The 20,611-nt window shown below is 71.5% G+C and carries 14 protein-coding genes; 11 read left to right on the forward strand and 3 right to left on the reverse strand.

Translation table 11 applies throughout. The features are described from left to right. Nucleotides 1-474 precede the first annotated feature (474 nt). From HDA32_RS04740 to HDA32_RS04755, 4 genes are all read left to right on the forward strand, one after another. Nucleotides 475-2,355, forward strand: coding sequence for a serine/threonine-protein kinase (locus tag HDA32_RS04740; RefSeq protein ID WP_246334238.1), 1,881 nt, complete (start codon nucleotides 475-477; stop codon nucleotides 2,353-2,355). A gap of 268 nt (nucleotides 2,356-2,623) precedes the next feature. Then, the gene (locus tag HDA32_RS04745; protein WP_179642028.1) at nucleotides 2,624-3,403 is read left to right on the forward strand and encodes an electron transfer flavoprotein subunit beta/FixA family protein; all 780 of its coding nucleotides are present in this window, start codon (nucleotides 2,624-2,626) and stop codon (nucleotides 3,401-3,403) included. A 33-nt stretch (nucleotides 3,404-3,436) separates the two neighbouring features. Further along, nucleotides 3,437-4,381 carry an electron transfer flavoprotein subunit alpha/FixB family protein gene (locus HDA32_RS04750; protein ID WP_179642029.1) on the forward strand — a complete coding sequence of 315 codons (945 nt, stop codon included), beginning with the start codon at nucleotides 3,437-3,439 and terminating at the stop codon, nucleotides 4,379-4,381. A 363-nt stretch (nucleotides 4,382-4,744) separates the two neighbouring features. Beyond that, nucleotides 4,745-5,914: a cysteine desulfurase family protein gene (locus HDA32_RS04755; RefSeq protein WP_179642030.1), complete on the forward strand. Its 1,170-nt coding sequence runs from the start codon at nucleotides 4,745-4,747 to the stop codon at nucleotides 5,912-5,914. Between the two features lie 120 nt (nucleotides 5,915-6,034). Here the strand turns inward: HDA32_RS04755 and HDA32_RS04760 are convergent, their stop codons facing one another. After that, nucleotides 6,035-7,216, reverse strand: coding sequence for a DUF695 domain-containing protein (locus HDA32_RS04760; protein WP_179642031.1), 1,182 nt, complete (start codon nucleotides 7,214-7,216; stop codon nucleotides 6,035-6,037). A 103-nt stretch (nucleotides 7,217-7,319) separates the two neighbouring features. On the opposite strand from HDA32_RS04760, the gene mnmA reads away from it, so the two are divergent. The 7 genes from mnmA (at nucleotide 7,320) to gatA (ending at nucleotide 17,394) form a co-directional block, all read left to right on the forward strand. Then, on the forward strand, nucleotides 7,320-8,423 hold the full coding sequence (gene mnmA / locus HDA32_RS04765) for a tRNA 2-thiouridine(34) synthase MnmA (RefSeq protein WP_179642032.1): 1,104 nt from the start codon (nucleotides 7,320-7,322) through the stop codon (nucleotides 8,421-8,423). A 136-nt stretch (nucleotides 8,424-8,559) separates the two neighbouring features. Then, nucleotides 8,560-9,069: a DedA family protein gene (locus HDA32_RS04770; RefSeq protein WP_179642033.1), complete on the forward strand. Its 510-nt coding sequence runs from the start codon at nucleotides 8,560-8,562 to the stop codon at nucleotides 9,067-9,069. Nucleotides 9,070-9,490: 421 nt separating this feature from the next. Then, nucleotides 9,491-10,513 carry a methionine synthase gene (locus tag HDA32_RS04775; protein ID WP_179642034.1) on the forward strand — a complete coding sequence of 341 codons (1,023 nt, stop codon included), beginning with the start codon at nucleotides 9,491-9,493 and terminating at the stop codon, nucleotides 10,511-10,513. A 21-nt stretch (nucleotides 10,514-10,534) separates the two neighbouring features. After that, the gene (gene ligA / locus HDA32_RS04780; protein WP_179642035.1) at nucleotides 10,535-12,742 is read left to right on the forward strand and encodes an NAD-dependent DNA ligase LigA; all 2,208 of its coding nucleotides are present in this window, start codon (nucleotides 10,535-10,537) and stop codon (nucleotides 12,740-12,742) included. A 587-nt stretch (nucleotides 12,743-13,329) separates the two neighbouring features. Continuing rightward, nucleotides 13,330-15,390 carry a putative bifunctional diguanylate cyclase/phosphodiesterase gene (locus HDA32_RS04785; RefSeq protein ID WP_179642036.1) on the forward strand — a complete coding sequence of 687 codons (2,061 nt, stop codon included), beginning with the start codon at nucleotides 13,330-13,332 and terminating at the stop codon, nucleotides 15,388-15,390. 98 nt (nucleotides 15,391-15,488) lie between these two features. Continuing rightward, a complete protein-coding gene (gene gatC, locus HDA32_RS04790) occupies nucleotides 15,489-15,788 on the forward strand; it encodes an Asp-tRNA(Asn)/Glu-tRNA(Gln) amidotransferase subunit GatC (protein WP_179642037.1) in 300 nt (99 codons plus the stop codon). A 103-nt stretch (nucleotides 15,789-15,891) separates the two neighbouring features. Next, nucleotides 15,892-17,394 (forward strand): Asp-tRNA(Asn)/Glu-tRNA(Gln) amidotransferase subunit GatA, encoded by a 1,503-nt coding sequence (gatA, locus tag HDA32_RS04795; RefSeq protein ID WP_179642038.1) that lies wholly within the window; start codon nucleotides 15,892-15,894, stop codon nucleotides 17,392-17,394. Between the two features lie 147 nt (nucleotides 17,395-17,541). On the opposite strand, the gene HDA32_RS04800 is transcribed toward gatA, so the two are convergent. Both HDA32_RS04800 and HDA32_RS04805 read right to left on the reverse strand, forming a co-directional pair. Continuing rightward, nucleotides 17,542-18,807: a Cys-Gln thioester bond-forming surface protein gene (locus HDA32_RS04800; protein ID WP_246334239.1), complete on the reverse strand. Its 1,266-nt coding sequence runs from the start codon at nucleotides 18,805-18,807 to the stop codon at nucleotides 17,542-17,544. A 500-nt stretch (nucleotides 18,808-19,307) separates the two neighbouring features. Continuing rightward, nucleotides 19,308-20,501 carry a thioester domain-containing protein gene (locus HDA32_RS04805; protein WP_179642039.1) on the reverse strand — a complete coding sequence of 398 codons (1,194 nt, stop codon included), beginning with the start codon at nucleotides 20,499-20,501 and terminating at the stop codon, nucleotides 19,308-19,310. Nucleotides 20,502-20,611 lie beyond the last annotated feature (110 nt).

Here is a 20,611-nt window from a genome sequence, read left to right on the forward strand (position 1 = left end):
GTCCTGGTCTTTCGGTCGTGAACAGGGGAAGCTGGGGGTGCCGGCGCATCCGGTGCGCCGTACGCACGATCGTGATGTTCGTCCCTGAACCGAGTCCTCCGTTTTTCCGTCATACTCATGTGGTCACCCGAACCGGCGACGCAGGCGAGGAGCCGCACGGCCCCTCGGCCATCGGGCGGCCTGACCGGTGTGGCGTTCATCGCGGCGTCGCGGCGGTGTCGCCGCAGAGCGATCCGGTGACGGGCCGGACGGGTGAGTCGCTGTGGTCCACGAGGCGCGGCCAGAACAACGGCGGCGGGCCGCACGCCGCCGCGCGGCCCGATCGCGCCCCGGCCGATAGGCTGGAAGACGGTGGTACGCGGGGTTTGAGGGGATGAGTTCACTATGGCAATGACGGCAGGTTTCCCCGAGGACGAGGGGCTGCCGGAACGCATTGGCCCATACACGATCCGCCGGCGTATCGGTCAGGGCGGAATGGGCGTTGTGTACCAAGCCGTAGATCCTCAGGATCGGCTCGTCGCGATCAAGGTGCTGCGCTCGGAGGTGGCCGGCGACGACATCGCCCGCGCCCGGCTGGCCCGTGAGGTCGAGACCATGCGCCGGGTGCACAGCCGCAACGTCGCCGAGGTCATCGACGCCGACACCAACGCGCGGCTGCCCTGGGTGGTCACCGAGTACATTCCCGGTCCGACGCTGGACGCGACGGTCACCGACCACGGCCCGCTGCGCGGCCGCGCGCTGACCCGGCTGGTCTCCGGCCTGGCCCGGGCGATCGCCGACATCCACGTCGCCGACGTGATCCACCGCGACCTCAAACCCGGCAACGTCATCATCTCCAACGGCGAGCCCATCGTCATCGACTTCGGCATCGCCCACGCGGTCGACGGCGCGAAGCTCACCCAGACCGGCACGTTCGTCGGCACGCCCAGCTACTTGTCGCCGGAGGTCATCGAGGGCACCGACCTCGGCCCGGCCACCGACATCCACGCCTGGGGCGCCACCGTGGCGTTCGCGTCGACCGGCAACGCCCCCTACGGCGCCGGCGCGTTCGAGGTCATCTTCTTCCGCATCCTCAACGGCGAGATCAACCTCGACGGCATGCCCGATGCGCTGCAGCCGCTGGTGCGCTCCGCGGTCGCCCGCGACATGCAGGCGCGGCCGACCTCGGCGGAGCTCGTCGCCGAGACCGGCCGGCTCAACCTCGACCTGCCCTGGGCCGAGGACACCGGTCACCAGCCCTCGGGGATCACCGGCAACCACACCGTGCAGGCGCAGATGCCCGACCCCCGGGGGGTCGGGGGCACGATCGCCCACGGCGCTGCGGCGGGCGGGCTCGCGGGCGCCGCGGCCGGGCGCGGTGGCGAGGAGCCCGCGCGGCCCTGGAACGACGCCACCCAGGTGGCCGACACCGACCGCACGATGGCCGCCGAGTCCGGCGGGACCGACCGGACGATGGCCGCGCCGGCCGACGATCCGCAGCGCACCGGGCTGCTGCCCGCCGACGCCCCGGAGTACCCGGAGTACGGCGACCCGTCGGCCGACGACGCGCCGCAGACCCAGTTCTTCAACTCCACGCTGCGCCCCGAGGAGTTCCGCGACATCCTGACCCCGGTCGACTACGACAGGGGCCGGCGCGCCGACCGCACCGCGGCGTTCCCCGCCGACGACTACGAGGAGGAGCCGCGCCGCGGCCTCTTCGGCCGCCGAGGGAAGGCCGGCCGCGAGGACCGGCTCAGCGACTACATCTCCGACGACGACGGGGACGAGCAGGACTACTACGGCGACGAGCCCAAGCGGCTGCCGTCGCTGATCCTCATCCCGCTGCTGCTGGCCGTGGTGGGCCTGAGCCTGATGGTGCCCACGATCGGGCTGTTCCTCGGCGTGCTCACCGTGACGGTCCTGGGCGCGCTGGACACCGTCAAGATCGAGCACGCCCGCCGCCTGCAGACGAGGGGGCCCAAGAGCTCCGACAGCATGGTGGTGGCGCTGAGCATGCCGTGGGCGCTGGTCCGCACGCTGGGGACCACCCTGCTCTACGGGCTCGGCTACCTGCTCGCCGGCATCATCGTCGGCCTGATCATCAGCTTCACGCCGATCGGCCACTCCGGGGCCAACAACGTGGGCGCCTACGCCATCGGCGTCGTCGTGCTGCTCAGCTTCCTCTACGGCCCGCACGCGACCGGCGCCCGCCGCCAGGCCACCTGGCTGACCCAGAACATCGGCATCCGCAACCCCTACGTCTACTGGGGCACGATCGTCGCGATCTGCCTGCTGGCGCTGTTCCTGATCGTCAACAGCTTCACCGTGGGCAACGCCTGGGACCCGATCGCGCCGCCCGCCCAGTGGTTCGGCTGAACACTCGGCTGAACAAGGGCGGCCTCCTGACCGGGTGAGCCTTTTCGCACGCGGTTCCCCTGGGGTGCCGGTTTGCCCTATTGCTACCAGTCAGTAACATCAAGTAGAGCAACAAAGAGCAGATCAGGCGGGATGGCGGGTCAGGAACGCCAGCCCCGCCGCCAGGCGCCGCACGCGCGTTTGGCACCCTTAGGGGCCACGGACGCGTCCGCGTCCGCGCCGTCCGAGTGGGCGACGCATGGGAGTGCAGGGAGGTCGGCCACCGGCCATGAATATTGTCGTTTTGGTCAAGCAGGTCCCGGACACGGCGACCGAGCGCAAGCTGAACCCGGCGGACAACACGCTGGACCGCGCGAGCTCCGACGGGGTGATCAACGAGCTCGACGAGTACGCGATCGAGGAGGCGCTGCTCCTCAAGGAGAAGCACGGTGGTGAGGTCACCATCCTCAGCGCCGGCCCCGACCAGGCCACGGACTCCATCCGCAAGGCCCTTTCCATGGGCGCGGACAAGGCCGTCCACCTCAACGACGAGGCGCTGCACGGCTCCGACGCCCTGCAGACCGCCTACGCGCTGTCGCAGGCGCTGCGCAAGCTCGAATTCGACGTGGTGGTCCTGGGCTCGGAGTCCACCGACGCCCGCACCGGCGTGATGGGCGCGGCCCTGGCGGAGTACCTCGGCCTGCCGCAGCTCACGCTGGCCAACAAGGTCGACGTCGACGGCCGGACCGTGCGGATCCAGCGCCAGACCGACGAGGGCTACGACGTCGTCGAGGCCCAGCTGCCCGCGGTCGTCTCGGTCGTCGAGAAGATCAACGAGCCGCGTTACCCGTCGTTCAAGCTGATCATGGCCGCCAAGAAGAAGCCGGTGGAGAAGTTCGACCTGGCGGCGGCCGAGATCGACGCGGCCAAGGTCGGGCTGGCCAACGCCGCCACCGAGACCGTGGACTTCGCCGCAGCCCCGCCGCGCGCCGCGGGCACCGTCGTCAAGGACGAGGGCAACGGCGGCGCGCAGATCGCGGACTTCCTCGCCTCGAAGAAGTTCATCTAGGTCCGGCGAAGACGCGAAAGAGGGAAGAGAAACATGGCTGAGGTCCTCGTCCTCGTCGACCACGTCGACGGAGAGGTCAAGAAGGTCACGACCGAACTGCTCACCGCCGCCCGCCGCATCGGCGAGCCCGCCGCGGTGTGGGTCGGCGACGCCACCGAGCAGGGCAAGGCCAAACTGGCCGAGTTCGGCGCCGAGAAGGTCTACGTGGCGCCGGCGGAGCTCAACGACTACGTGGTGGCGCCCAAGGCCGAGCTGCTGGCCCACCTGGCCGGGGAGAAGTCCGCCGCGGCGGTGCTGGTGTCGGCGACCACCGAAGGCAAGGAGGTGGCCGGGCGGACCGCCGTCAAGCTCGGCTCCGGCGTGCTGACCGATGTGGTCGACGTCAGCGCCGACCTCGTCGCCGAGCACTCCGTTTTCGGTGGCGCCACCCTCACCCACGCCAAGGTCCGCACCGGCACCCCGGTCATCGCCGTGCGCCCCAACGCCGTCGCGGCCGAGGCCGCCCAGGGCGCCGCAGCCGAGGAGCAGGTGTCGGTGGAGGTCTCCGACGCCGCCAAGACCGCCAAGGTGGTCGAGCGGGTCAAGCAGGAGCAGGGCGACCGCCCCGAGCTCACCGAGGCCGGCATCGTGGTCTCGGGCGGGCGCGGCGTCGGCAGCGACGACTTCTCCACGGTCGAGGCGCTGGCCGACTCGCTCGGCGCGGCCGTGGGCGCCTCGCGCGCCGCCGTGGACTCCGGGTGGTACCCCAACCAGTTCCAGGTCGGCCAGACCGGCAAGACGGTCAGCCCGAACCTGTACGTGGCCCTGGGCATCTCCGGCGCGATCCAGCACCGGGCCGGCATGCAGACCGCCAAGACGATCGTGGCGGTCAACAAGGACCCCGAGGCCCCGATCCTGGAGATCTCGGATTTCGCGGTCATCGGCGACCTCCACAAGGTCGCCCCGCAGCTCACCGAGGAGATCAACAAGCGCAAGTGATCCTGCGCGCTGACGCGGCCGCGGCCCCGGACGAGTGCCCGGGGCCGCGGCCGTATCGGGGAGCAGGGCGGGTGGGGAAGACCCGCCCCGCTTTCACGCGGTCGGCTTCCGGGGGCGGCCGCGTAGTCCGCCGGATCGGTTCCGGGGGCTGCGACCTCCGCGACGATTCATGCCGTCCTGCTCGGAGATCTCCAGCGCCTGCGCCTCATCGGGACCGCTCGGTCCCGCCTGGGGAGCGTCACACGGCACCGCGTCTCCCTTCGGGCCGCTCCTGTGCCGGACGGTGCGCCGCCCCTCACCTCACGCACGTTCGGGTACCGCGATGCGTTTCAGGGGGTTCGCGGTCGTATTCTGATGAGTGCCATGGTGTATCTGGATCATGCCGCAACGACCCCCGTCCGGCCCGAGGTCATCGCCGACATGACGGCGCGGTTCGGCGAACTCGGGAACGCCTCGTCACTGCACGCGACGGGCCGGCGCGCCCGCCGGACGGTGGAGGAGGCGCGCGAGACCGTCGCCGAGGCCCTGGGCGCCACCCCCAACGAGGTGGTGTTCACCGGCGGCGGCACCGAGGCCGACAACCTCGCGGTCAAAGGGCTGTACTGGGCGCGCAACCAGGCCGATCCCGCGCGTCGGCGCATCCTGGTCAGCGCCGTGGAGCACCACGCGGTCCTCGACCCGGCCCGCTGGATGGCCGACCACCAGGGCGCGGTCTACGAGGAGCTCCCCGTCGACGGCCACGGCCGGGTCCGCCCGGAGGCGCTGCGGGCCGCGATCGAGCGCGACCCCGGCGACGTCGCGCTCGTGTCGGTGATGTGGGCCAACAACGAGGTGGGCACGCGCCAGCCGATCCGCGAACTCGCCGCGATCGCCCGCGACCACGGCATACCGCTGCACACCGACGCCGTGCAGGCCGTCGGCACCGAGGCGGTGGACTTCGCGTCGAGCGGGGTCTCGGCGCTCACCGTCACCGGGCACAAGCTCGGCGGCCCGGTCGGCGCGGGCGCCCTCCTGCTGGCCAGGGGGGTCGACCCGGTCCCGCTGCTGCACGGCGGCGGTCAGGAGCGCGAGGTGCGCTCGGGCACGCTGATGACCCCGCTGCTGCAGGGATTCGCCACGGCGCTGCGGCTGGCGGTCGCCGAACGCGAGGCGCACGCCGCCGAGCTGGCCGGGCTGCGCGACGAGCTGGTGGCCGCGGTGCGCGCCGTGGTCCCCGACGCCCGGCTCAACGGCCATCCCACGGATCGGCTGCCGGGCAACGCCCACATCTCGTTCCCCGGGTGCGAGGGCGACGCGCTGCTGATGCTGCTGGACGCCCGCGGCATCGAGTGCTCCACCGGCTCGGCCTGCTCCGCCGGTGTCGCGCAGGCCAGCCACGTGCTGCTCGCGATGGGCGCCGACCCCGAGACCGCCCGCGGCTCGCTGCGCTTCAGCCTGGGCCGCGGCTCAGGCAGCGCCGACGTCAAGGCCCTGGGCGAGGCGATCGGCCCCGCGGTGGAACGCGCCCGCAAGGCCCGCGCCAAGCGGCGGTAGAGGGACCGGGGCGGGCCGTCGCAGCGCGCGCAGCGCCGGCGGCACGCGCGCGTCCGCACCTTTGACCGCGCGTCCCGCCCGCAGCCCTACGGCTCACATCCTCCCGGACCGCCGCTCGCCTCACTGCCCCAGTTGGCGCCGCACCGGCTTGGTGATCTGCTCGATCGTCTCCCAGTCGGGGTCGAGGGCGCTGTGCACCTGGGTGCGGCCCTCGGGCCACTCGCGCACGCTCCTCTCCAGCTCGGGCAGCACACCGGACTCGGGGTCGAGGTAGAAGTGGAACTGGCGCTGACCGCCCACCGTCTGCTGGGCCAGCAATGCTCCGTTGTCGCCGAGCAGGTCGCGCAGGCCGAGGGCGAAGTCCTCCAGCGCCGTCGCCGAGGCACCGGTGGGCAGCTTCTCGCCGTCGGCGCTGGCGTAGGCCACGGTGACCTGCACGTACAGGGTGAACGCCGGGAAGTCGCGGCGGTGCAGCGGGTGCCGTACGGCGATCTGGATCGCGCCGCGCAGCGGGACGCGCCCCTGCAGTGTCACCCAGCCGCCGCTGCCCAGCGCCCCGGAGAGCTGCTCGACGACCGAGGGGATGGACGTCGGCGGCAGCGGGTCGAGCGGCTTCTCCACCAGCGCCGCGACCGAGCCGATCCAGCGCACGTAGTCGTCCTCGCCGAGTGAGAGCAGCACCACGTGCTCGGCCACAGCGGTCCGGGTCTCCTCGGGCAGGAACATGAAGTCGGGGTGGTAGACGCCCGCCTCGATCCTGCCGATCTTCTGGTCGACGCGCAGGGCCACCGAAGCGTGGCCGAGGTCGAGCTCGTGGCCGTCCCAGGTCACCGGCTTGCCGAGTTTGTCGTGGTCGGCCGGGTGAGCGGGGAAGAACCGCCAGCCGGCCTCCTCGGGGGCCGCCCGCCGCCAGCGCTCGGCGAGCACCCGCGCGGCGTCGTCGGGGCCGGCGCTCAGCGTCAGGGCGTACCTGGGACCCTCCCCGGCGCGGAAGGATCCGGGATCGCCCTCCGGGTCCTCCATCCGAGCGAGGATGTCGCGCGCCTCGTCGTCGAGGGAGAGCCCCAATTCGTCCAGGTCGTGCGGGGTCGGACTCGGAGCGGGGGCCACCTCCCAGGTCAGGCTCTGGTGGATGCGCCGCACGCGCTCGGTGAGCCGCTGGGCGGTCTCCTCGGGGACGGGCATGTCGGCGTCGACCGACGCCGCGAGCTCGTCGCGGAGATCGGCCCAATGGGACCAGAACTCGCCAACGGCCACGGCGGAGTCGGATTCTGCGGAACGGCGGCGACGGAACAGAGCCATGTATCCGATTTTCGCAGAGTCCGGGGGGCGCCCGGCCACGCCTCCCCGCCGGAGAGAGACGTGGTAGGGACCGGACGTTCCGGCGCGTAGCCTGGAAGGCACTATGACTCTGCGCGTACTCGCCGCCATGTCGGGCGGCGTCGACTCCGCCGTTGCCGCGGCCCGCGCCGCCGAGGCCGGCCACGACGTCACCGGTGTCCATCTCGCCCTGTCCAAGAATCCGCAGTCCTACCGCACGGGCGCGCGGGGCTGCTGCACCGTCGAGGACTCCCGCGACGCCCGCCGGGCCGCCGACGTGATCGGCATCCCGTTCTACGTGTGGGACATGGCCGAGGAGTTCGACCGCGATGTCGTGCAGGACTTCGTCGCCGAGTACGCCGCGGGCCGCACCCCCAACCCGTGCCTGCGCTGCAACGAGAAGATCAAGTTCGCCGCGGTGCTGGACCGCGCCGTGGCGCTGGGCTTCGACGCCGTGTGCACCGGCCACCACGTCCGGCTGCTCGACGGGAGGCTGCGGCGCAGTGTGGACGAGGCCAAGGACCAGTCCTACGTGCTGGCGGTGCTGACCAGGGAGCAGATCGCGCACTCGATGTTCCCGCTGGGCGACTGCACCAAGGCCGAGGTCCGCGCGGAGGCCGAGCGGCGCGGGCTGGCCGTGGCCGACAAGCCCGACAGCCACGACATCTGCTTCATCGCCGACGGCGACACCGCCGGCTTCCTCAACCGGCGCCTGGGCAGTGAACCCGGGCCGATCGTGGACGAGTCCGGCGAGGTCCTGGGCACCCACAGCGGCGCGCACGCCTTCACCGTCGGCCAGCGCAAGGGCCTGAACCTGGGGGGCTCGGTCGACCGCCGGTACGTGCTGTCCATCGAGCCGGTGAACAACACGGTCACGGTCGGATCGCGGGACGCGCTGGCGGTCGACGAGATCATCGGGGAGCGCCCGGTCTGGAGCGGCTGCGAGCCCCCGGAGGAGCCGTTCGCCTGCACGGTGCAGCTGCGCGCGCACGGCGAGGTGCACCCCTGCCGCGCCCGGCAGCGCGACGGGGAACTGGTCGTCGTGCTGGACGAGCCGGCCACCGGCGTCGCCAAGGGGCAGGCCGCCGTGCTCTACGCCGATGACGTCGTCCTGGGCTCCGCCACGATCTCGGCGACGGGGAGGACCGAGGGCGCTCGGCGCGGCGCCGAGCCGGCCCAAGCGGGCTGACCCGCGCCGCTGCCCGTCGGGGGCGGCCGGGAAGGGGGGCGGGGCCCGTGCGTCCGGCCCGGGGGCCGTTCTGCCATCCGGAGTTAGGTTAGGCATAACATAGTTGCCGTGACGACGGGTGCGTGTGGGGGTCGCGATGCCGTATGAGTTCCTGGAGGGGCGCCCCTTCTGGGTCGTCTACTCCGCGCTCTTCGGCATCGTCTTCTGCCGTGCGCAGGCCACCTACTGGATCGGCCGCGGACTCGACGCAGGCCTGCACCGGTCCCGGTTCGCCCGGCGCGTCGGCGACCGGCTGACCAGGGCGCAGCACCTCATCAACCGCTTCGGCCCGCCCGCGGTCACGCTCTCGTTCATGACGGTCGGCATCCAGACCGCCGTCAACCTCGCCGCCGGCGCCATGCGGATGCGGTTCGGCCGCTACCTCACCGCGATGGTCATCGGTTGCCTGATCTGGGCGGCGATCTACAGCCTCGGCGGCCTGGCCGTCATCGCGGCCTGGTGGAGCCTCTTCCTCCACTCTCCGCTGCTCGCGATCGCGGTTGGCGCGCTCGCCGCGACCGGTGTCCTCTGCTACGCCTGGTCGCGCCGCTCGCGCGGGCGGCGGCGGTCGGAGCGCCCGGCCCCCGAGGACTCGCTCAGCTCCTGAACCTGAGTCTCAACCTCGGCTCCAGGAAGTCTTCACGGCCCGCCCCAGGAGGGGTTCGTGCGCGTGCGGTTCTCTCGTGTGGCAGCAGGTCCGCTGAGGTGAACGCCGCACCCGTGCGCGAAGCAGACCTGATTGTCTTGGGTGCGGGCCGACACCGGGGTTTCGGTCTGGAGTACACGCCCACGGTGTGCTTCGCGCGGAGCCGGGCACCCCGCACACGGGCCTGCGGCCACACGACGGGCCGCCCGTTCACCGCGAGCCCTTGTGGCCGGGGTTGCAAGCCTTCCTGTGGTTCCGGCTTCCTCGCACGGGCCTCCCGTTCTCCGCGAGCCCTCGTGGCCGAGGTGAAAGACCTTCGGCGGCCGAGGACACCGGCGCGCGCGGCGCCATCGCGACCGGGGGTGCCCTAACCTGGAGCATCGTGAGTGATCAGCAGCACTACCCCTGGCCCCTGGCGAGTGCCACCGGTGTCGGCTCCCTGCCCGGAACGGACCCCGGCGAGGCGGTCCGCACCGTCCTGGGGGAGCTGCCGGAGCTCCCGCACCTGCCGGAGCTTCCCGACCGCGGAGCGGGCGCCGACATCATCGGGCGCGCGGCGGCGGCCCTGGTGGAGTTCCCCGTCGAGGTGCAGCCGTCGGGCTGGCGGGTCGCGCAGCGGCCCGGTCGCGACCTCGGCCGGGCGCGCGGTTTCCTCTCCTACGACCTCGACGCGCTCGAAGAGCACGCAGGCGCCTACTCCGGCCCGCTGAAGATCCAGATCGCCGGCCCGTGGACGCTGGCGGCGGCGGTCGAGCTGCGCAACGGCGAGAAGCTGCTGGCCGACCTCGGTGCGGTCGACGACCTGTGCGAATCGTTCATCGAGGGCCTGCGCGCCCACATCGCCGACGTGCGCAAACGCGTACCGGGTGGTGCGCCCCTGGTGCAGATCGACGAGCCGTCGCTGCCCGCCGCGCTGCTGGGCGCCGTGCCCACGGCCAGCGGTTACGGCCGGTTGCGCGCCGTCGAGCGTGTCACGGTCGAGGAGCGGCTGCGCGCGGTGTTCGCCGCCGTCGCCGACGCCGGCGCCTTCCCCATGGCCCACTGCTGCGCCCCGGGCGTCCCCGTGGACCTGCTGCGCCGCTCCGGCGCCCGCGCGCTCGGCCTGGACGCCACCCTGCTGACGCGCGACGCCGACGAGGCGATCGGCACGGCCGTGGAGGACGGGATCGGACTCCTCCTCGGCGTCGTGCCCGGCGCCGACGCCGTTCTGTCGGCACCGGCGGTTACCGTCGATCCGGTACGGGAGCTGTGGCACCGGATCGGCTTCGACCCCGAGCTGGCGGCCGAAGCGGTGGTCACCACGCCCACCTGCGGACTGGCCGGAGCCTCCCCTCGTCACGCTCGCGCGGCCCTGGAGCTCTGCCGCAAGGCGGCCCGGGTGCTGCGCGAGGAACCACGGCGGTAGAACAGGAAAGGACGTACCCGGGTGAGCGCGGAAGAGTCGGCCGTCGTCGATGGAGTCCCCGCCAAGGTGCGCGAGCGCCACGCCGAGCTGAGTCAGGACCTCGACGACCACAGCTACCGGTACTACATGGGCAGCCCTATCATCGCCGACGCCGAGTACGACGGGATGATGATCGAGCTGCGCGGGCTGGAGGAGCGCTATCCCACGCTGCGCACCCCCGACTCGCCCACGCAGAAGGTCGGCGCCCCGATCAGCAACCTCTTCGAGGCCGTCGAGCACCTGGAGCGGATGCAGAGCCTCGACAACGCCTTCAGCACCGAGGAGCTGTCGGCGTGGGCGCAGCGCGTGGAGAACGAGATCGCCGTCGACGCCTACCTGTGCGAGTTGAAGATCGACGGCCTCGCCGTGGACCTCGTCTACGAGAAGGGCCGGCTGGTCCGCGCGGCCACGCGCGGCGACGGCCGCGTGGGCGAGGACATCACGCTCAACGTCCGCACCATCGACGCCATCCCGGTGCACCTGGACGGCTCGGTCGAGTCCGTCCCCGAACTGCTGGAGGTGCGCGGCGAGGTGTTCCTGCCGGGCAAGGAGTTCGAGGAGCTCAACGCCCGGCTGGCCGACGAGGGCAAGCCTCCCTTCGCCAACCCGCGCAACGCCGCGGCGGGCTCGCTGCGGCAGAAGGACCCGCGGATCACCGCCACCCGCCCGCTGAGCATGCTCTGCCACGGCGTGGGCGCGCACGAGGGCGTGCGGTTCACCCACCAGTCCCACGCCTACGACCTGCTCAAGGCGTGGGGCCTGCCGGTGAGCGACCGCACCAGGGTGGTCGGCACCCTCGACGAGGTCCGTCACTACATCGACCACTACGCCGAGCACCGCCACGATCCCGCCTACGAGATCGACGGCGTCGTCGTCAAGGTCGACGACGTCGCCACCCAGCGCCGGCTCGGCTCCACCAGCCGCTGGCCGCGCTGGGCGATCGCCTACAAGTACCCGCCGGAGGAGGTCACCACCCGGCTCCTCGACATCCGGGTCAACGTGGGCCGCACCGGTCGGGTCACGCCCTACGGCGTCATGGAGCCCGTGCGCGTGGCCGGGTCGGAGGTCGAGTTCGCCACGCTGCACAACGCCCAGGAGGTCGAGCGCAAGAGCGTCCTGATCGGCGACACCGTCGTGCTGCGCAAGGCCGGCGACGTCATCCCGGAGATCGTGGGCCCGGTGCTGGACCGCAGGGACGGCTCCGAGCGGCCGTTCGTGATGCCCGAGACCTGTCCCGAGTGCGGCACGCCGCTGGGGCAGCAGAAGGAGGGCGACGTCGACCTGCGCTGCCCCAACGCCCGCCACTGCAAGGGCCAGCGCCGCGAGCGGCTGTACTACATCGCCGGGCGCAAGGCGCTGGACATCGAGGCGCTGGGCTACGTCGCGGCCACCGCGCTGACCCAGCCGCTGGAGCCGGCCGAGCCGCCGGTCGACCACGAGGGCGACCTCTTCGGCCTCACCGTCGAGCAGTTGCTGCCGATCAAGACGCTGGTCCTCGACCCCGAGACCACCGAACCCAAGCTCGACCCCAAGACCGGCGAGCCGAAGGTCGTCACGTTCTTCGCCAACCAGAAGGGCGAGCCCAAGAAGACCGTCGAGAAGCTGTTCGAGCAACTGGAAGAGGCGAAGCGGCGCCCGCTGCGGCTGGTGCTGGTGGCGCTGTCGATCCGGCACGTCGGTCCGCGGGCCGCGGAGGACCTGGCCCGGCACTTCCGGTCGATCGACGCGATCGCGCGGGCGAGCGAGGAGGAGCTCGCCTCGGTCGACGGCGTCGGCCCGACGATCGCCCGCTCGATCGTCGAGTGGTTCGCCGTCGACTGGCACCGCGAGATCGTGGCGAAGTGGCGCGCCGCAGGGGTGCGCATGGAGGAGGAGGGCGCCGACAGCGGTCCGCGCCCCCTGGAGGGGGTCACCGTCGTCGTCACCGGGTCGCTGGCCGACTTCAGCCGCGACGGCGCCAAGGAGGCCGTGCAGAACCTGGGGGGCAGGGTCACCGGGTCGGTGTCGAAGAAGACCGGCTTCGTGGTGGTCGGCGACAGCCCCGGATCCAAGTACGACAAGGCGGTGAAGCTGGGAGTGCCGGTTCTGGAGGAGGACGGCTTCCGGGCGCTGCTGGAGGAGGGGCCGGATGCGGCCATGGCGCACCGGGTGACCGCAGACGAGGAGCAGACCGAAGAACACGAAGGGTAATCGAATGATCAATGAGGAGTGAGGTCCCGGCCAATCCGGGTACTTCCTCTTCAAGGACTTCGGTGATGGGGGTGGGCAGCGTGATCATCAGGACGCGTGGTGGCCCTGATGTTCTCGACCGGCGCTCGTGGAGGAGGCGCCACAGTCGCCACCTGCGCATTGCCGTGCGGGGAGCGAGGATTCCGCGGGGCGGGGCCGGTGATCGGCACTGAAAGGCGGGCGGGGAGCCGACCGCGCGGGTGATCGCGGACCGGCCCGCCGTCCGCGCCGGTCGGCGCACCGGTCTCCGCGGCGCTCGCCGGTGGTCTCTACGATCCGCGATCACTAGGCTACCTGTCGCAGTATTCTGAAGCGAATCGGGCGATTGTTTCAGGTGATCAATGGTTTACCTAAAGTCTCCGTTTGGCGACACGTGGTGACGAAGCGGCGTAAGCTGGTCGTAGCCGGCTAAGAGCACATGCCACACGACGGCCGTATCGGTCATGGGGGTGACCGAAATGGTCGAAGCAGATCTCGCGAGGGGCGTCGGCAACGGGAGAGGGACGCCGGTCCGCCGCACACGCCCCGTGAATCACCCCGAGGACGTTATGAAGGATCCCAACAACACCCGGGACGTCGGACCCCGGGTCGGGACGCCACTGTGGTTGTATCTCGTCAGCACCACGGTGGCCGGCTGCGTCCTCCTTGGCGTGTCCTTGTTCGGGGTCGGCCTCGACCGGCTGCAGTCCCTCGCCGCGCAGCCGCTCGTCTGGGTCATCCTCTGCATGGTGGTCATCGGCGAGCTGCGCCCGATCGCGACGCCCAACGCGCCCTCCGACAACGGCGCGCCCACGTCGCTGCCGTTCTCGTTCGCGCTGGTGGTCTTCTACGGCCTGTCCGTCGCCGGCCCGGTCCAGGCCATCGCCACGGTCATCGCCGGGATCGCACGGGGGAACGCACCGCACCGCACGGCCTTCAACGTCGCCCAGTACACGCTGAGCTTCGGCGTCGCCGACGCCATCATCCGGCTGCTGTTCCCCGGCACCGCCCGGATGCCCTGGGTGCCCGAGGGCGCCGAGCTCCTCGTCGTCGCGCTGGCCGGTGCAGCCTACTTCCTGGTCAACCTGGTCCTGGTGGAGTGCGCGATCGCCATGCACGAGCGGGCGTCGCTGTCCACGATGCTGATGAAGGACATCGGCCAGCGCCTGTTCGTGGCCGCCGTGCTGCTCAGCCTGGCGCCGCTGGTGGTGGTCGCGATGAACCACTCGGTGTGGCTGGTGCCGCTGTTCATCTTCCCGCTGGTCGCGCTGTACAGCAGCGCCTCACTGTCGATGAAGCGGGAGCACCAGGCCAACCACGACGAGCTCACCGGCCTGGCCAACCGCAAACTGCTCATCCTGCGCACCCAGGAGGCGCTCAGCGACGCCCAGCCGCGCAAGCAGCGGGTGGGGCTGCTGCTGCTCGACCTCGACCGGTTCAAGGAGGTCAACGACACCCTCGGCCACCCCACCGGCGACCGGCTGCTGCAGAACGTCGCGCACCGGCTCACCCACAGCGTGCGCCCCGGCGACCTGGTCGCCCGGCTCGGCGGCGACGAGTTCGCCGTGCTGCTGCCGCAGGTGCGCGACGCCGCCTCCGCCCGCGAGGTGGCGGCGCGGCTGCGGGTGGCCCTGGCCGAGCCGATGCGGCTCGACGGCATGGACTTCGACCTGGAGGCCAGCGTCGGCATCGCGCTCTACCCCAACCACGCCCCCGACTTCGAACTGCTCATGCAGCGGGCCGACGTCGCGATGTACGTGGCCAAGGAGCGCCGCACCGGTGTCGAGCTCTACGCGCCGCACAAGGACCGCAACTCCACGGCCCGGCTCAGCCTCTTCAGCGAGCTGCGCCGCGCGCTCATCGAGAACGAGCTGGAGATGTTCTACCAGCCCAAGGTCTCACTGAACGAGCACCGCGCGGTGGGGCTGGAGGCGCTGGTGCGGTGGCGGCACCCGCAGCGGGGCATCCTGCCGCCGGAGGAGTTCGTCCCGCTGGTCGAGCAGTCCTACCTGATGCGCAGCTTCACCCACGAGGTCATCGAGCAGACGCTGCCGCAGATCGCGCGCTGGTGGGCCGAGGGCATCGAGCTGCCGGTGGCCATCAACCTCTCGGCGCGCGAGCTGCTCGACCCCACCCTGCCCGAGATCGTCGCCGCCGGCCTGCGCCGCCACGGGGTGCCGCCGCACGCCCTGCAGTTGGAGATCAGCGAACGCGTCATGGTCACCGAGGTCGACGCGATCACACCCACGATCCTGGCCCTGTCCGATCTGGGCGTCTCGCTCTCCCTGGACGACTTCGGCACCGGCTACTTCACGCTGGCCCGCCTCAACGGGCTCCCGGTCCAGGAGATCAAGATCCACGAGTCGTTCGTCCGCGGGGTCGTCGACAACCCCGACGGCCGGGTCATCGTGGGCTCGGCCATCGACCTGGTGGGCACGCTGCGGATGCGCGCGGTGGCCGAGGGCGTCGAGACCGCCAGGGTCGCCGAGACGGTGCGCGCGATGGGCTGCTACGCCGCGCAGGGCCGGTACTTCACCCCTCCGCTGGAGGCCGCGGCCGTCACGGGCTGGCTGCTGGAGCACGGCGGCATCGAACTGCCCTCGGAGCAGCGGACCGGCTCGGCCGGTTAGCCGCGCGCCGCGGCTCCGGCGCGCGGCCACCCCGTCGGCCTCCCGAACCGCAATAGGATTGAGCTGTCCGAACCCGCCGAAGAAACGGTTTGCCATTCATGTCCGCCATCACCCGCGATGAGGTCGCGCACCTCGCCCGGTTGTCGCGGCTGGCGCTGCACGAGGACGAGCTCGACCGGCTCGCCGCCCAGCTCGATGAGATCATCTCCGCTGTGGCGAAGGTGCAGGAGGTCGCCAAGGGCGATATCCCGCCGACCTCGCACGCCCTGCCGCTGACCAACGTGTACCGCCCCGACGAGTCCCGCCAGGGGCTCACCCCCGACCAGGCGCTGGCGGAAGCCCCCGCGGTGGAGGACGGTCGGTTCCGCGTGCCGCAGATCCTGGGGGAGGAGGAATGAGTTGCGAGCGAGAACGACGCAGTGAGCGTAGTGGTCGTCGGCGATCGCGCGGAGCACTCCTTCCCCGGGGGCCGCGGAGCGAGCGAGGAGTGGTGAGCGAGCGATGAGTACCGACCTGCTCAGGATGAGCGCGGCCGAGCTCGGCGCGGCCATCCGCTCCGGTGAGACCTCCGCGGTCGAGGCGACGCGGGCCTATCTCGACCGGATCGCGGCCGTCGACGGCGACGTCAACGCGTTCCTGCACGTCGAAGAGGACACCTCGCTGGCCCAGGCCCGGGCGGTCGACGCGCGGCGCGCCGACGGTGAGGAGCCCGGCCCGCTGGCCGGCGTCCCCATCGCGCACAAGGACGTGTTCACCACCCGGGACATGCCCACCACCGCGGCGTCGAAGATCCTGGAGAACTGGCGGCCGCCCTACGACGCCACCGTCACCCGGCGGCTGCGCGACGCGGGCATGGTCATCCTCGGCAAGACCAACATGGACGAGTTCGCGATGGGCTCCTCCACCGAGAACTCCGCCTACGGCCCGACGCGCAATCCCTGGGACCTCTCCCGCATCCCCGGCGGCTCCTCCGGCGGTTCCTCCGCCGCGGTCGCCGCGTTCGAGGCGCCCCTGGCCACCGGCACCGACACCGGCGGGTCCATCCGGCAGCCGGCCGCGGTGTGCGGCCTGGTGGGCGCCAAGCCCACCTACGGCGGCTCGTCGCGCTACGGCCTGATCGCCTTCGCGTCCTCGCTGGACACGCCCGGACCGTTCGCGCGCAACGTGCTGGACGCCGCGCTGCTGCACGAGGCGTTCTCCGGCCACGACCCGAACGACTCCACCTCGATCGACGCGCCGATCCCCCCGGTCGTGGAGGCCGCCAGGCGCGCCGACGTCAACGGGCTGCGGGTCGGCATCGTCCGCGAGTTCTCCGGCGAGGGCTACCAGCCCGGCGTGCTGCAGCGGTTCAACGAGTCCGTGGAGCTGCTGGAGTCGCTGGGCGCCAAGGTCGTGGAGCTCTCCTGCCCGAGCTTCGCGACCGCGCTGCCGGCCTACTACCTCATCGCGCCCAGCGAGTGCTCGTCCAACCTGGCCCGCTTCGACGCGATGCGCTACGGCCTGCGCGTGGGCGACGACGGCACCCGCAGCGCCGAGGAGGTCATGTCGCTGACCCGGGCCGAAGGCTTCGGTCCGGAGGTCAAGCGCCGGATCATCCTGGGCACCTACGCGCTGTCCAGCGGCTACTACGACGCCTACTACGGCTCGGCCCAGCAGGTCCGCACGCTCATCAAGCGCGACTTCGACGCCGCGTTCGAGCATGTGGACGTGCTGCTCTCGCCGACCACGCCGACCACGGCGTTCCCGATCGGCGAGCGCGCCGACGACCCGATGGCGATGTACCTGGCCGACCTGTGCACCATCCCCACGAACCTGGCGGGCAACGCCGCGCTGTCGGTTCCGTGCGGACTCGCGCCGGAGGACGGCCTGCCGGTGGGCCTGCAGATCATGGCGCCGGCGCTGGCCGACGACCGCACCTACCAGGTGGGTGCGGCGGTCGAGGCGGCCCTGAAGGAGAGGTGGGGCGGCGACCTGCTGGCCAAGAACGCCTACGCCGTCCAGTAGTCCCCGTTCCTCGCCGATCTCGACCTTGTCGGGGTCACCGCCGGTTTAGGCCCTACAAGATCAAGATCGACGGAGAGAGCGAAGAAGCGCCCCCGCCGTATCGGCACGGCGGGGGCGCTTCTTTTGCGGGCTACCGGCCAGACCGGGTTACTCCGCGATGTTGCCGCTCTTGCGCTTGCGGGAGAGGTACATCGCGGCACCGCCACCACCGATGGCGACGACGGCCGCGGCGACCAGGCCGCCCAGCGCGGCACCGGTGACGGGCAGGCCGCCCTCGTCCTCCGGCTTGTCAGCGGGCGGGGTCGGCTTGTCGTCGGGGGTCTCCGACGGGGTCGGGGCCGGGGTGTCGCTCGGCGAGGGGCTCGGGGTGTCGCTCGGGGACGGGGAGGGAGACGGGCTCTCCTCCGGCACGCCCTCGGTCCAGGTGGCCCTGGCCTGAGCTGAGGCCTCGGTCTCGCCCTCACCTGCGGTGATCAGCGTCTGGGTGGGCTTCTCCGGATGCACGCCCTTGAACAGCCGGCCGAGCTGCACGGTGGCCGTGACGGAACCGGAGACGGTGGCCTCGCCGGCCGCGGCGTCGCCCGGGACCTGGACGCTGAACGTGCCGCCGTTGCCGACCTCGGAGATCTCGTTGCCCTCGGCGTCGACCAGCTTCACGCCGTCGGGGCCGTCGAGGGCGAGCGGAACGCTGTCGACGCTCGTCTCGACCGCGAACTCGCCGATGTTCTCACCGGCCTCGCCGGAGGCCTCCTGCGGCGAGATGGTCAGCGACGCCGGGTTGGACTCGACCTCCGTGGCCTTCTTGACGAGGTGCTTGTAGGCCTCATCGATGTCCCGCATCGTCTGCGGGTCGGCGTTGACGTACTTCTCCTTCTCCTCGTCGTACTCCTTCACCTGGCCGTTGAACCTGACGCCGTTGCTGTAGTGCCAGATGGCGGCCTGGGTGGCGGACAGGGCCTCATGGGCGTCGAGGTCCTCGACCCTGGCCGCGGCACCCAGCTCATCGGCGGAGAGGGTCGGGTAGGCGTTCTGCAGGATCCACAGCACCTTGCCGGGCTCGGAGTCGGCGAACTCGCCCTCGCCGGGGTACTCGCTCCAGTCGCCTTCGGCGTAGTCGGCTTCGGGAACGATGTCGGTCTCGAAGTCGATGCAGTAGGCGGGGAGCGTGCTGCCGTCCTTCAGGGTGAGCTCGAACAGCGAGGTGCCGATGAAGCCGCCACCGCGGAAGCCCAACTGGTAACCGTCTTCGACGTTGCCGGTGTAGCTGCCCTCGGCGCCGCCGTCGTAGGTCTCGTCGTCGGCCATCGCCGGGGCTGCGGTCATGCCGAACGCGAGGAGGGCGGCCGTGCTGGTCGCACCGATGGTGCTCAGGGCGCGGAGGCGCCCCTTGGGGGAGGGAGATGTCTTGATCAAATTGTGTCCTGATGACGTAGGGGGGACCGGATATTGGTGTTCTCCTGCGGAAAGAGACGGACCGCGGGTCAGCGGGCAACGCCGCGAATATCCGTCAAGCAGGCCGAATGCCCGGTGTCGCAGCGCGGTGGCACATCGCTTGGGAAGCGAGTCGCTTCGTTGAACTCGGAATCGATCGCCGAGGGCCGGATCGGCCGTGTCGGCGGGGAGTCGGCTACCGCACCGCCAGATACTAGCGATCCGGTTTCGGGCTTCCAAGACAGTTCGCCAAAATCGCACGAATCTATTTTCTGCCGCCCGTAATATCCTACTCTTCGTAATCGGCTAAATCTGCTGTGCTCGAAAACGTTTCACGTTTTCCCCATGGAAGAGCAAGTCTCCCGGCCTGGCCGGAATCGGCCATGGTGCATTCGGCGCGGTACCCGCAGCGGTCCCCACAAGGGTTCACCAGGGAGAACAGCGACAGGAGCCCCGCGTGGGCGGGAAGGGCACGGGCGCGCTCAGCGCCTTCTGCGGGTGACCCACATCGCAATTCCGCCGCCGATCAGCAGCAGCACCCCCGCGGCCACGAGGGTTCCGGCCCAGGTGCCGGTGGAGGCCAGATCGCGTTCGACCCGCCGGTCATCGGCGACGACGACCGGCGCGCTCGGGGCCGGACTCTCCTCGGCTTCGGCGCTCGGGCGGGCGCTCGCCGACGGGGAGGGCGGTGCGGTCGGCCCCGATGCGGCCTCCGGCTCCGGCTCCTCCTCCGGCCCCGGCTCCGCATCCCAGCTCACCGTGGTCGAGACGGTGAGCGACACCTCGCTGGACTCCGCGGCGATCAGCGCCTGCGTCTGCACCCCGTCCTTGCCCACGAACAGCCGACCGGTGTCCACGACGGCCTCCTCGGCGTGCGCGTACACGGTCGCGGTGCCCTCCGGCATGCCCGGGTCGACGCTCAGCAGGGCCTGCTCGCCGCCCGCCAGTTCGGTGACGGGGTCGCCGTCGAGGTCGACCAGTCGCGCCTCCTCGGCCCCCCTGACGCTCACCTGCACCGGGAGCCCGCTGGTGGTGTGCAGGCTCAGCGGTCCTATGGGACCGGTGGCCGCGCCGCGGAGCCGGTCCGGGTTGATCGCCAGGGCGGGGGCGGGCTCGGGTTCCCCCTGCTCGGCCCCCGCGACCAGGTGGTCGTACAGCGCCCGCACCCCGGCTGAGTTCCGCCCGGCCGAGTCGCCGGTCTCCAGGTCCACCCCGTTGCTGTAGTGCCAGATCGCGGCCTGGGTCGCGCCGATCGCCTGGGCGCGGTCCAGCCCGGGGATCTCCGCGTCCTCGCGCAACCGCTCCAGCGCGACGCCGGGGTAGGAGTTGCGCAGGATCCAGTGGACGCTGTCGGCGTGGTGGACGAAGTCCCGCTGCTCGGGGTAGTCGGCCCAGTCCGCCTCGACGTAGGCGGCCCGGTGGTCGACGCTCGTGCTCAGGTCCACGCAGTAGGTCCCGACCGCGGAGCGGTCGTCCAGCCGGAGGTTGAACAGCGTGGTGGAGGCGGCGGCATCGCCGTCGCCGGCGAAGTGGACCGTCTCGCCGGCCGTGCCGTTGCGGTCGACCCTCGCGATGCCGCCGTTGCCCGCTGCGGCCGGAGCGGCGCTCCAGCCGAGGACGGCGACCGCGGCGAGCGCGGCGAGGCCGCGCCGCACGATGGAAGGAAGGCAGGCCACAGTGGGTCCCTTGGACAAATTGGGCAGGATCGGACAAAAAGGCGAAAAAACGAAGAAACGGGTGAAGGGGGATGCCCGAGCGCGGGGCGAAGAGATGCGGGCCCGTGATG

The organism is Spinactinospora alkalitolerans (assembly GCF_013408795.1).
Lineage (GTDB): Bacteria > Actinomycetota > Actinomycetes > Streptosporangiales > Streptosporangiaceae > Spinactinospora > Spinactinospora alkalitolerans.